The sequence below is a fragment of the Bernardetia sp. ABR2-2B genome, assembly GCF_037126435.1.
In the GTDB taxonomy this organism is placed as follows: Bacteria; Bacteroidota; Bacteroidia; order Cytophagales; family Bernardetiaceae; genus Bernardetia.
Map to the genome: position 1 here is coordinate 4,855,651 of NZ_CP147020.1, position 12,051 is coordinate 4,867,701.

The 12,051-nt window shown below is 31.8% G+C and carries 12 protein-coding genes; 9 read left to right on the forward strand and 3 right to left on the reverse strand.

The genetic code is table 11. From position 1 onward, the window contains the following. Positions 1-345: 345 nt before the first annotated feature. The 4 genes from WAF17_RS20390 to WAF17_RS20405 all read left to right on the forward strand — a co-directional run bounded on the left by WAF17_RS20390 (position 346) and on the right by WAF17_RS20405 (position 5,924). Positions 346-2,142, forward strand: a complete 1,797-nt coding sequence (locus WAF17_RS20390; protein ID WP_338763770.1) for an LptF/LptG family permease — start codon at positions 346-348, stop codon at positions 2,140-2,142. Between the two features lie 40 nt (positions 2,143-2,182). After that, on the forward strand, positions 2,183-2,740 hold the full coding sequence (locus WAF17_RS20395; protein WP_338763773.1) for an NUDIX hydrolase: 558 nt from the start codon (positions 2,183-2,185) through the stop codon (positions 2,738-2,740). A gap of 271 nt (positions 2,741-3,011) precedes the next feature. Then, a complete protein-coding gene (locus WAF17_RS20400) occupies positions 3,012-5,186 on the forward strand; it encodes a DUF349 domain-containing protein (protein ID WP_338763776.1) in 2,175 nt (724 codons plus the stop codon). Positions 5,187-5,309: 123 nt separating this feature from the next. Then, on the forward strand, positions 5,310-5,924 hold the full coding sequence (locus WAF17_RS20405) for a hypothetical protein (protein ID WP_338763778.1): 615 nt from the start codon (positions 5,310-5,312) through the stop codon (positions 5,922-5,924). Positions 5,925-6,135: 211 nt separating this feature from the next. Here the strand turns inward: WAF17_RS20405 and WAF17_RS20410 are convergent, their stop codons facing one another. Together WAF17_RS20410 and WAF17_RS20415 are read right to left on the reverse strand one after the other, a co-directional pair. Then, positions 6,136-6,768, reverse strand: a complete 633-nt coding sequence (locus tag WAF17_RS20410; RefSeq protein WP_338763780.1) for an OmpH family outer membrane protein — start codon at positions 6,766-6,768, stop codon at positions 6,136-6,138. 321 nt (positions 6,769-7,089) lie between these two features. Further along, a complete protein-coding gene (locus WAF17_RS20415; RefSeq protein WP_338763783.1) occupies positions 7,090-7,704 on the reverse strand; it encodes a hypothetical protein in 615 nt (204 codons plus the stop codon). A 242-nt stretch (positions 7,705-7,946) separates the two neighbouring features. Here WAF17_RS20415 and WAF17_RS20420 point away from each other — a divergent pair, with 242 nt between their 5' ends. After that, positions 7,947-8,246 carry a hypothetical protein gene (locus tag WAF17_RS20420; protein ID WP_338763786.1) on the forward strand — a complete coding sequence of 100 codons (300 nt, stop codon included), beginning with the start codon at positions 7,947-7,949 and terminating at the stop codon, positions 8,244-8,246. Positions 8,247-8,337: 91 nt separating this feature from the next. On the opposite strand, the gene WAF17_RS20425 is transcribed toward WAF17_RS20420, so the two are convergent. Further along, positions 8,338-9,009 (reverse strand): phosphatidylserine decarboxylase family protein, encoded by a 672-nt coding sequence (locus WAF17_RS20425; protein WP_338763789.1) that lies wholly within the window; start codon positions 9,007-9,009, stop codon positions 8,338-8,340. 227 nt (positions 9,010-9,236) lie between these two features. On the opposite strand from WAF17_RS20425, the gene WAF17_RS20430 reads away from it, so the two are divergent. The 4 genes from WAF17_RS20430 to WAF17_RS20445 all read left to right on the forward strand — a co-directional run bounded on the left by WAF17_RS20430 (position 9,237) and on the right by WAF17_RS20445 (position 12,038). Next, complete coding sequence (locus tag WAF17_RS20430; protein ID WP_338763792.1) at positions 9,237-9,827, forward strand: hypothetical protein; 591 nt, start codon at positions 9,237-9,239, stop codon at positions 9,825-9,827. Positions 9,828-9,952: 125 nt separating this feature from the next. After that, positions 9,953-10,702 carry an RsmE family RNA methyltransferase gene (locus WAF17_RS20435; RefSeq protein WP_338763794.1) on the forward strand — a complete coding sequence of 250 codons (750 nt, stop codon included), beginning with the start codon at positions 9,953-9,955 and terminating at the stop codon, positions 10,700-10,702. 102 nt (positions 10,703-10,804) lie between these two features. Then, a complete protein-coding gene (locus WAF17_RS20440) occupies positions 10,805-11,479 on the forward strand; it encodes a DUF4159 domain-containing protein (RefSeq protein ID WP_338763796.1) in 675 nt (224 codons plus the stop codon). Between the two features lie 322 nt (positions 11,480-11,801). Next, complete coding sequence (locus WAF17_RS20445; RefSeq protein WP_338763799.1) at positions 11,802-12,038, forward strand: hypothetical protein; 237 nt, start codon at positions 11,802-11,804, stop codon at positions 12,036-12,038. The last annotated feature ends 13 nt before the right edge of the window (positions 12,039-12,051 follow it).

Genomic DNA, 12,051 nt, shown 5'->3' on the forward strand with positions numbered 1-12,051 from the left:
TGGTATTGTTTTTTGGTTTAATTGTAGGGAAAAGACACGTCTTTTTCTTAGCAGTAAGTAATTTTATAAACGTAGAACAGACTATACTTGACTATTTCAAGAAAAGGCATACCTTCTAGCCTTTGTTGGTGTTTTAGCGTAGCGACACCAACAAATTACAGACCATCAGCTATATGGGTACAAAAATAGAATAAAGTTTGTTAAGCTAACTTATAAAAAATGAATTCTTGCGTTTTTTCTGCATTCTGTTTTATTTATATCTGACTATTCATGTATTTTTGTCTATAATTTTTAAAAACTCTAAGTGTTTTCGAATATACTTAAGGTTTGAATAAACGATTCTATATGTTCAAAAAAATAGATAAACTGGTCGCTCATTCCTTTTTTGGGCTTTTCTTTCTTACTTTTTCAGTAGTTTTATTTATTCTACTGATGGTTTTTATGTCCAAATATTTTGAAGATTTGGTAGGTAAAGGTTTGGGAGCAGAAGTTTTTGCAGAGCTTTTTTTCTATTTTTCACTTACTCTTGTTCCACAGGCATTGCCATTGGCTATCCTTTTGGCTTCCTTGATGGCGTTTGGGAATATGGGAGAGCATAATGAACTGACTGCCGTAAAAGGGTGTGGTATTTCACTGATTAGAATACTTATGCCTGTTGGGCTTTTTGCTGTTTTCATGACAGGAGTAGCTTATGTTTTTAATGATAGTATTGTTCCAGAAGTGAATTTGAAAGCTTATCGTTTGCTTTATGATGTTAGGCAAAAAGAACCTACTTTAGATTTTCCAGAAGGTTCTTTCTATAATGGTTTGCCCGGTTGGAGTATAAGAATAGGAGAAAAAGTAAAAGGAACAGATAGCTTAAAAGATTTGATTATCTATGACCACCGAAGCGCAAGAGGAAATACAGATGTCATTATTGCTGACAAAGGTTTGATGATAAATAAGCAAGATGAGCAAGTTTTGCAGTTTCATATAGAAAATGGCTATCATTATTCCGAACAGCTTACCAATGGAGGAAGAGACAAAAATGCTTTTATGAGAGATAAATTTGAACAAGCAACATTCAATTTTGACTTGTCTTTCTTACAAATGAATGAAACTTCAGAAGAGTTATTTCAGCAAAATAGATATATGATGACTGTTTCTCAACTTGATGCAGAAGCAGATTCTCTACTACAAGACGCTAGAGAAGTAGAAGAGGAAAATGCAAGCCGAGCAAGAAGTTATTTTGATTATACTTTTTTTGTAGAATTTGAGAGAGAAAGATTAGAACAACGAGCCGAACGAGAAAAAATAAAGGCTGAACAAGAAAAAGCAAAACTAGATTCTATAAATCAAAATACTTTATCAAAAGATTCATTAAAAATTCAAGAAGATAATTCTAACAGTAATTCAGATAGTTCAGGTTTGATAACAGATACTAAGCAACAAGAAGCGTTAGATTCTATCAAAAGACTCAATCCAGAGGATAATATAGATACAACTAATTCTTTCTCTTCTACTGAAAATTTTTCAAACAATAACTCTCAGAACCAAATAATGCGAGAGGCATTGAGAGTAAATGACAAACCTGCAATCATTCCTAATGCCTTAGATGGACTAGATACGATTGATTGGAAAAACCTCCCTGATACCATTACGGTAGCTAATCAAAATTTTACAGCAAAGAGTAGTGATGTGATATTAGAAAGAGCTCTAACAAAAGTTAGAAACATGCGCTCATTTGCCAAAACAAACGGAGAACGAATCGAACGTTTTGAGTATAACTCAAGAAGAGCTTTATTAGAAAAAAATAAACGCTTTTCTCTTGCTGTGTCTTGTTTTATTATGTTTTTGATAGGTGCGCCACTTGGAGCAATTATTAAAAAAGGAGGACTGGGAGTTCCTGTTCTGATTTCAATTGTCTTTTTTATCTTATTTTATATCATGACAATTACAGGCGATAAGTGGGCAAGAGAGGAAATTGTTTCTATTTTCATGGGTTCTTGGGCTGCAAATATATTACTCTCAATTTTTGGAGTTATATTTCTATTACAAGCAAGAGCAGATTCAAGGCTTTTTGAAATAGATGCTTATGTAGTTCTTTTTGGAAAAATCAAAAAAATATTTGTAAAAGAAAAAAAGATAGAGAAAAAGTCATAAAAAAATAGCTTCAAGAACATTCAAATAGCAATCAAGTAAGATGAATATAGAAAATGTAAAAAATGATTGGCAGACCAATTCTACAAAGACAGTATATGAAAATAACTGGATTCATGTAAAAGAGAATCAAGTCATTAATCCAAGTGGAAACAATGGAATTTATGGTGTAGTTCATTTCAAAAACGCAGCCATCGGAATTGTCCCTTTAGACGAGGAAAATAACACCTATTTGGTTGGTCAATGGCGTTATGCACTCAATGAATATTCATGGGAATTGCCAATGGGAGGCGCACCAACAGAGGATTATTTGTTACATGCACAGCGAGAATTAGAAGAAGAAACAGGACTGAAAGCTAAGAAGTGGAAAAACATCATGAAACTCCATACTTCTAATTCTATTTGTGATGAAGTAGGTTATGTTTTTTTGGCACAAGAACTGACACAAGGAGAGATGCAATGGGAGGAGACTGAAAATTTAGCAATAAAAAAACTACCCTTTAGTGATGCCTATAAAATGGTTTTGAACGGACAAATCACAGATGCCATCAGTATTGCAGGTATTTTGAGAGTCAAAATTATTTTAGACGAAGAAGTGTAAAAAGTAAAATACTTGAAGCTTTTTGTCAAAAAATAACTTAACTACAAAAACGATTAAAAACCTTCAGTTTAATTTAATTTTTCTAACTTTGCTTTTAACTGTATTTTATGATACAGCTATAAAATAACGCCTTTCTAATTTTGTATCTAAATTTTATTTTTTTACAGAAAAAGAAGTCTTTTTTTATAAAACGCCTTACGTATATTGTTTTGATTGAAAAGTCAGAAACAATACTTTATTAATTATTTGCTGATTTTATCTTGTAACTATTATGATGAACGAAGAAAACGAGAACTTGAACAACGAAACTACTCAAAATAGTATTGAAGACAATACAAAAGACATTGAAGTAGGAAGCGAAGCAAGTGTAAGTATGGATAATACCATCTCTAAAGAGATTATTCAAGAAGCTGAAAGTAATATCGAAGCAACTGCAAAGCCAGACTTTAAAGACGAGTCAGCAGAAGAAGCTGAAGAAGAAGTCAGTCAAGAAGATTTGGAATCTATCAAAAAAGAAAGCGAAGAAACAAACGCTTCTGACGATGAAAAATCGGATGACACAGAAAACGAAAATTCTGAAAAAGAACAACGAGAAGAAAAACAAAAGAAAGAAGAGCTTCCTCAAGAAGATTATTCTACTTTTTCTAAAGAAGAATTAGTTGCCAAAAGTGCATTATTTGCTGCACAAGCAACAACAGCAACAGAAGAGAGAATAAACTTTCGTTATTTAGATGACCAAGTTTCAAAAATTAGAGAATTTATAGATGGCTTTAACGAAGCAGAGCGCAAAGAAGCACGTCAGAAATACGAAGAATCAGTAAATACAGATGAAGAGAAAGAAGGATTTTCATTCCAACAAGACGACCTTACTGGAATGTTTTATGAAAACTTCAAGGCAATAAAAGAAGCTAAACGAAATCATTACGCAAAATTAGAAGGGGAGAAACAAGCTAACTTGAAGAAAAAACAAGCCATTATTGAAGAGCTTCGTTCACTTACTGATACTTCAAAACCAAGTGAGCTTTCAAGAAAAGGAGAATTTGACAAAGTAAAAGCCATTCAATCAGAATTTAAAACTATTGGTTATGTACCAATGCAGGAGGCTGATGAGATTTATAGAAACTATAAAGCCTTGCTTGACCTCTTTTACAATCAAAAATCACAAGAGCGTGAACTTCTAACACTTGACCGTGAGCGTAATTTGGAAGCCAAAGTAGCTATTGTTGTTAAGGCTGAAGAACTTCTCAATCATGATAAATTAAATGAGGCTGTAAACGAACTTAACCGTTTGCACCAAGAATACAAGCGTATAGGTCCTGTTCCTAGAGCAGACCGTGAGCAACTTTGGGAGCGTTTCAAACTAGCTTCTGACAAAATTTATGATGCTCGTAGAGAATATGCAGAAAAGTTTAAGGCACAGTTAGAAGAAAACATGAAACTCAAACAAGACCTTTGTTTGAAAGTAGAAGAGTTTGTAAACTTTGATACAGATAGAATCAGAGAATGGAATCTGAAAACAAAAGAACTCGTTGAGCTTCAAAAACAATGGGATGCTATCGGACCTGCCCCTCGTGAAGTAGCTAAAAGTTTGAATAAGCAGTTTTGGGATAATTTCAAAAAGTTCTTTAATAATAAATCTAAATTCTTTGAGAAATTGGATGCAGCTAGAGACGAGAATTTACTCAAAAAACAAGAACTCATCAAACAAGCTGAAGCACTTAAAGAAAGTACGGATTGGGATAGCGCAGCAAATACATTAAAAAGATTACAAAGCGAATGGAGAGAAATTGGACACGTTCCTGAAAAACAGCGTGAAACAGTTTATCAAGAGTTTAAAGGAGCTGCTGATTATTTCTTTGAGCGTCGTCGTAATCGTTACAAAGAACAAGATGCTGCTCAAGAAGAAAACTTGAAACAAAAATTAGAAATTTGTAGTCAAATAGAAGAACTTGCAAAAGCAAAGTCGAATGATACAAAGAAATTGCAAGAGCTACATTTGAAGTTTCATGAAATTGGATTTGTTCCACGCAAGAATATCCGTACAATTCAAGACCGTTTTGATGAAGTGAATGCAATGTTTATGAAAAATTCGGAATTGAGCAATGAAGAAGCTCAAACGTTCCATTTTAAAACACAAGCAAAAGCTATCAAGAAAAATCCGAAAATGGCTGGCGATTTCAAACAAAGTGAAAACAAACTCAAACGCAAAATCACAGACCTAGAAAACGAAATCAATTTGTGGCAAAACAATATTGAGTTTTTTGCAAAATCAAAAACGGCTGATAAACTTCGTGAAGAATTTAATGAAAAAATAGCGAATGCAAAAACTGAAATTGCAGCTATCGAAAATCAAATCAAAATCTTGACAACACCTCCAAAAGAAGAAAAAGAAAATCAGAATACAGAAGTAGAGGCAAAAACTGAATCTTCAACAGATAAAAATTAATTCTAAACTTCTTTTTTCACAATTAAAAAGCATTTTATTCTTTTTTGAATAAAATGCTTTTTATATTATATAATTTCTATTTTTGCATAAATTTTTATTCAACTATTTTATAATTTTATTATAATGAAAAAAATACTTTTATTTCTGTTGTTATCTGTGATGTCCTTTTCAACTTTTGCACAGAATGATGACAAACAAGCTATCAAAGAAAAAATAGCAGAACAAACATGTGAATGTATTGAAAACTCTGATATAGATTTAGAAGACAAAGCAGCCATTGAAGCTCAGTTTGGTGCGTGTATATTACAGGCTATTGGAGCGAATGAAGATGCTGTCGTTAAGCTAGATTTAGATTTTAGTAGTGAAGAAACAATGCATAGTTTTGGAAGAGAAATAGGCTTACTCGTTGCTGGAAAATGTCCTAGTATTTTTATAGGATTAGCAAAGCAAAAGCTAGAAGATAAAAACAAAAAAGAAAGCACTATCTCTACTATATCTGGAGCTATAGAAAAAGTAGAAGAAGGAGAGTTTGTAGTAATTATAGTAAAAGATGACAACGGACGCTCACATAAACTCTACTGGCTTGACTTTTTTGAGAATGCAGACCAATTAAAGGATAATTATAAATCTCTGAAAGGCAAAAAGCTAGAAGTAAGTTATAAGGAACAAGAGTATTATCATCCAAAACTACAGGACTATAGCACTATAAAAGTTATGACCAAAATAGAGTTGAAGTAATCGAATCCTGTTATTGTAAACTACCAGCATAAAAAAAGCAGTCTATAAATAAATTTTATAGACTGCTTTTTATAAAACAATTGTAAGAAGTAGAGAATAAACAAATTACTATTTTTGAATTTTTAATCGTTTGATAACCAATAGTTTGAACTAGCTACGCTGGATATCCATTTCGTAATTCGTAATTTTTAATTCGTAATTGTTCCTAGAATTACTGAGCTGCTTCTGTGCTATCTTTTTCAGCTTTGTAGTTTGCATTCAGACGCTCCAAAACAGTTTTTGTAATATCTAATTCTTTATCTGTATAAAGAATCATTGACATGCCTTTTTGAGTTCCTAAAACAACCTTATATCCTTTTTCAGCTTTATATTCTTCCAAAACAGATTCAATATTTGAGTACGCTTGGTTCATATCTTTTTCGCCTTGTAACATAAGAGCTTCTGACATAGAACCTTTTTGTCTTTCTAACATTTGGTATTTTGTTTGAAGGTCTTGCTGTTCTTTTTTTGCAGCATTTTCAGACAAAAGACCTTGAGAAGCACGTTTTTGAAAACTTTCAGCCTCACTTTGCAATTGAATTTCGCTTTGCTCTAGTTGTCTTCTCATTTCTGTTTGCTTCTTTTCTGTCTTATTTTTTATATCTACTAAATAGTCGTAATAAGTATTTAACGTATCAAGATTGACATAAGCAATATCGCCATTATTTGTAGCGTTTGACGAGCTAGTAGTTGTTGTTGTAGCATTTGCAGTCTTAGAGTCTTTTGGCTGACAACTTGTGAAAGCAACAAAAGAAATGATTAGAGTAAGTGCAAAGTAAAATGAATTAGTGAATGTATTTTTCATCATTGAAATTGAAATTGAGAAAATTGAATTAATTTTTTATTTAAAATAAATGAAGGCACAAAGATAATAGAATTTTATGGATTAAGACGTTTCGAACGAATCTTTAAAATAGAATCCTTGATTGATAAATACAGAGTGTTTTCATAAAAACTTTGTCAGTAGTTTTTGGTAATCCAAAATAACTCTGACAATAGTTTAGGTACAGAAGAACTTATTTTTCAGCTATTGACAGCCTTCTAAAAAGGACTGTCAAAGTTAAAGAAATGCTATAATTTATTTACAAACTCAATTATTATTTATGCTTTTATTTTAAGAATACTTTTATGTAGCAGGATTTCGGATAACCATTTTGGTACGGAAAGAGCCCATAACATTTAATAGAGTGCCTGTTTCTTTATCCCTCATCATACCTTTAAAACTACCTTGATAAATATCGCCTTCTATTTTTTCGATAGTCATTTCAAAGGGTTCAGCATCTTGCATTTGATTTTTGAACTTTCCTTTATTGTTAGTGCGTATTAAGTTCACGATTATATCCTTTTTCAACTTTCCTTCACTGCCTTCTTGCAAAACAAAAGGAGTTTCCTGATTGAAATCGAAGTTATGAGCTTGTAAATAAATACTTTCCTTACAGTGGTCATCAGCACAGCGTTCGATTCTGAATAAATTGTTTTTCAATAAATTATATCTAGCAACATTATCAAGAGGCAAATAATTGAAATTATATTCTTTTCCTTCAATAGTAGCTTTGATATAAAAGTCATTATCTATGGCAGCCGAAGCAGGACGAGTATCAGGTTCTTCTACTTCTTCTGTTTGCGTAGAATCAGAAGTTGATGTAGTTTCAGAAGTGCCAGTATTTGTACACGCCCAAAGTCCGTAAGAACTAATGGCTGCAAAAACAAATAATATATAAATAGACTTAATCTTTTTCATAAATTTTGATTGATTTAAAAAGGTATTGATTAAAAAATAAAATGAATTTTCTTTAATTTTAGAAATACAAAATTCTAAAAAAAAAGTCTCTTATCAAATTCATTTTGAAATATTTAGGGAATGATAAAAATCTTTTAGTTCGATACTCTACTTTATTTTTTATAGCTCAACATTTTCTTAAATACCACGTATATAAAAAGGTAAATATTTCTCATTTCAATAACTATAACTACTTTACCATTATGGCTAATGAATACTTAGAAAAAATGTACAAAGAGTTTTTAGAAAAATTTGAAGAAAGTAATTTGGAACAACTAATAGAAGCATTCAATAGAGAGGTAGGTAATAGAGGTTGGGCTGGAGTTCGTGGTGCTTATCTTATGGCAATGAAAGATGCTTTTCTCAAATATAAAGACTTGGATAGTAGTTCTATCATTGCTAAAGATGGAAAAGGAATTTCATTAGCAAGAAAAGTAAGGTTAGAAGGTAATACTTTAATTGCTGAGGGTGAAAACTTTGGAGGAGCAGCTCGTGCTATATAATACAATCAGAGAAATAAAATTTCAAAAAACCAGCTATTTTACTTAATAACTGGTTTTTTGATGTACGGAAGGTAAATGAAAATAAAGTTTATTACTTCAACGTAGCAATTATAGTTTTTCCTCCTTTTGTTTTTTGCTCTAAGTTTACATTTATTTCTGCATCAAGAGGAACAAAAATATCTACACGAGAACCAAATTTGATAAAACCAAACTCGTTGCCTTGTACTACAGGCTGTCCTTCTTTTACATACCAACAAATACGACGAGCCAACGCACCAGCAATCTGACGAAATAAAATTTCTGTATTTGTATTAGGTTGTTTTACCACAACAGTTGTGCGTTCGTTGTCTGTACTTGCCTTCGGATGCCAAGCTACTAAATACTTTCCAGGGTGATATTTGAAATAAGATACAATACCAGACAAAGGATTACGATTGACATGAACATTGATAGGAGACATAAAAATTGAAATCTGACGACGCTTTTCATTAAAATATTCTGTTTCCTCTACTTCTTCTATAACAACTACTTTTCCATCAGCAGGTGCAATGATATGCTTTTCATTACGTTCTACTTCTACATGAGGATTTCTAAAAAATTGAAGAATAATCAAGAAAAAAGCAACTCCAATAATAACAGCTATTGCTTCAATGAGTTGAGGATTTGAAAAAGAACTTGAAAAATAATACCCTGCACCAATAACGAGTGCAGCAAAAATAGTAACGATGAGCAGACTAGGGTAACCTTCTTTATGAATTTTCATGTATTTTGATAATTAAATTGTGTTGTGTGCTGAATTTGTACCAGCAAAGCCAAAAAAGAGAATGGAAATGTTTTTTTATAAAATTAAAATAGACAAAAACACTATTTTAAAAATTTTGATACAAACATACGGCATTTTCAATAAATTTGCTTACTTTTAACTGTATAGATGCAGATAAGTTCCTTTTTTTATCTGAAAATAAATAAAAAACAAAAACGATTTCCATTTTGTCAAAATTCAAAATAAATACCGTTTCGGAAGCCTACAAGCCTGAAAATCAGACTGAACCTGCTTTTTTGATTGACCCATCGCTCAACTCAAAGAGTAAAAACGATGCAAAAAACACAAAGCTCTACATTAAGCCAAAAGCCATAAAACAGATTTTTGATCATATTTCTTGGGGAGAAACCACGAAGGAAAATGTTGTCGAACAGGGTGGTGTTTTGTTAGGAAAAGTATTCTTTGATGAAAAAAAGAATCTTATGTATGGAGTTGTAGAAGAAGCTTTAGCAGGAAAACAAGCTAAGGGAAGTTCTGCCTATTTAGAAATGGATCACGAGGTCTGGAAAGAAATGCTTGATGAGTTTGATGATATTTTGGATAAAGATGAAGATAAAAAATGGCAAATGATAGGTTGGTATCACACGCACCCAAACAACCTTTCTGTTTTTATGTCGGGAACAGATATGGGAACGCAACAGCGTTTTTTCTCCAACGACTGGCAATATGCCATCATTTTCAATCCTCACAAACAAATTTGGAAGTCTTTTGTAGGTAATGAAGCCGTAGAATGTGCTGGAATGATTGTAAAAGACTAGGTTTTTTTATAGCTTGTAAAATTATTTTTTAAAATCAGTTTGCCTATGTGTATTAATTAAAAGTTAAGCAAATATCGTTTTGTATTCACTGGTAACTGAAAACTGGTAACTGATAACTGTAATATATGGATACTTATTTTTTCTATCCTGATTTAGAACTCGGACAACAAATTACACTTCCAGAAGAGGAAGCCAAACATCTCAAAACGCTTAGAGTAAAAGAAGGCGATTTTATAGATATTGTAAATGGAAAAGGAATTTTAGCGAAAGGAAAAGTGCTTTCTCCAAATGTCAAAAACTCTTTGATAGAAATTACACAAATATTTGATACAGAGGCAAAACGACCTTTTTATATTCATATTGCTGTTGCTGCCACGAAAAGTTCGGATAGAATAGAATGGTTTTTGGAAAAAGCTATCGAAATAGGAATTGATGAAATTTCATTTATAGAAACAAGTAGAAGCGAATATAATCATTTAAAGTCTGACCGATTAGTAAAGAAAAGTATCGCTGCTATCAAGCAATCTCTTCGTGCTACACTTCCAAAAATAAATGCTCCTAAAGAATTTAAAGATTTCATAAAAAAATACCATTCTGATAGAAAAAATCAAACGAAACACGGAGAAGAAACGTTAGAAATCCAACGCTTTATAGCTTACACACCTACTGATACAACGGCTGTTTTGGAAAATTGCGCTACCAAAAATGCTTATTATTTGGTTTTGATAGGAAGTGAAGGAGGTTTTAGTCCAGAAGAAGCACATCAAGCGCAAATATCTGGTTTCGAATGTGTAAGTTTAGGAGAGTACAGACTCAGAACCGAAACGGCTGCACTTTATTCTTGTATGGCTCTAAATAGTCTGAATAGAAGTTAGGAATTAAATATTGGGAAATCGAAGCCAAAAAAGTGTACTCGTATTTTCTTGTGTTTCTTACTTTCTCTCAGTGCCTTAGTGTTAAAAATAATCCTACCAAAAATGAAATATATAATAATTGTCCTTACTCTAGTTTTATTCTCATTTATTCCAAATAAGTCAGTTTTAAAGCCAACTGCTACTTACAAAATAGCTAAATTAAAGTATAATGGAGGAGGAGATTGGTATTCTAATAAAACTTCTTTGCCTAATCTAATAGAATTTTGTAATGAAAATTTAAAGACTCAGATAGCAAAAGATGAAGAAGTGGTAGAAGTAGGAAGTGCAGAACTTTTTAGTTATCCTTTTGTGCATATGACAGGGCACGGAAATGTTATTTTTTCAGCGCAAGAAGCTCAAAATCTCCGTAATTATTTGATTGGAGGAGGTTTTTTGCATATTGATGATAATTATGGAATGGATAAATTTGTTCGCTTAGAAATGAAAAAAGTATTTCCAGAATTAGAGTTTATCGAACTTCCTTATTCTCACGATGTCTATAACATCAATTACAAATTTTCAGAAGGCTTACCAAAAATCCACGAACACGATGGCAAACCAGCACAGGGTTTTGGACTTATTTATGAAGGTCGTTTGGTTTGTTTTTATTCGTATGAATCTGACTTAGGAAACGGTTGGGAAGATGCTTCTATCCACAATGACCCAGAGGAAAAACGCCAAGCTGCTCTCAAAATGGGTGCAAATTTGGTGCTTTTTGCTTTTATGCAACTTCAATAAGAAGTAATTACAAATTAAAGATTACAAATTACGAATTTAAATTACTAAAACCGTGTTCTGTGATACACAGAACACTAAGTTGAATAACATCAGGAATAAATACAACTAAAAAATAAGAATGCAGATATTGAAAAATAAGTGGTTAGGATTATCGTCAATCATTGTTTTATGTTTTGTTCAATTTTCTTATAAGGCTCAAAAATGTAACACATTATTTATCAATAATATAGAAGTAGCAAAGATTAAATTTTTAAAAATAGATTGTCCATCTGAAAAGAAAGTCGTTGAATCAATCAGATATACTGATAGTACAATAGATTCAATGAGAATAAGTATCATTAGACATAATGGAATGATAGCAGAAAGTTTTTTATGTAATGAAATAGGGGTAAGTATCCCAACTATGGACAACAAGGCTAGTCTTTATACTTATGTTGATGACTTAGAAATTCTAATAAGTATTGCTTCAAATATGGATTTACTTGGCTTCACTATATTTAAGGAAGGAGAAGAAAGTTACTTTTATATTCCATTAATAGTAAATGATAACTGCCATTAACGATAAGAATACT

Excerpts from the sequence above, each read along its gene's own strand:
- WAF17_RS20420 (WP_338763786.1), top strand. The coding sequence starts at position 7,947 with ATGGCTAATGAATACTTAGAAAAAATGTACAAAGAGTTTTTAGAAAAA.
- WAF17_RS20395 (WP_338763773.1), top strand. The coding sequence starts at position 2,183 with ATGAATATAGAAAATGTAAAAAATGATTGGCAGACCAATTCTACAAAG.
- WAF17_RS20405 (WP_338763778.1), top strand. The coding sequence starts at position 5,310 with ATGAAAAAAATACTTTTATTTCTGTTGTTATCTGTGATGTCCTTTTCA.
- WAF17_RS20410 (WP_338763780.1), bottom strand. The coding sequence starts at position 6,768 with ATGAAAAATACATTCACTAATTCATTTTACTTTGCACTTACTCTAATC.
- WAF17_RS20390 (WP_338763770.1), top strand. The coding sequence starts at position 346 with ATGTTCAAAAAAATAGATAAACTGGTCGCTCATTCCTTTTTTGGGCTT.
- WAF17_RS20415 (WP_338763783.1), bottom strand. The coding sequence starts at position 7,704 with ATGAAAAAGATTAAGTCTATTTATATATTATTTGTTTTTGCAGCCATT.
- WAF17_RS20400 (WP_338763776.1), top strand. The coding sequence starts at position 3,012 with ATGATGAACGAAGAAAACGAGAACTTGAACAACGAAACTACTCAAAAT.
- WAF17_RS20440 (WP_338763796.1), top strand. The coding sequence starts at position 10,805 with ATGAAATATATAATAATTGTCCTTACTCTAGTTTTATTCTCATTTATT.
- WAF17_RS20425 (WP_338763789.1), bottom strand. The coding sequence starts at position 9,009 with ATGAAAATTCATAAAGAAGGTTACCCTAGTCTGCTCATCGTTACTATT.
- WAF17_RS20445 (WP_338763799.1), top strand. The coding sequence starts at position 11,802 with ATGAGAATAAGTATCATTAGACATAATGGAATGATAGCAGAAAGTTTT.
- WAF17_RS20435 (WP_338763794.1), top strand. The coding sequence starts at position 9,953 with ATGGATACTTATTTTTTCTATCCTGATTTAGAACTCGGACAACAAATT.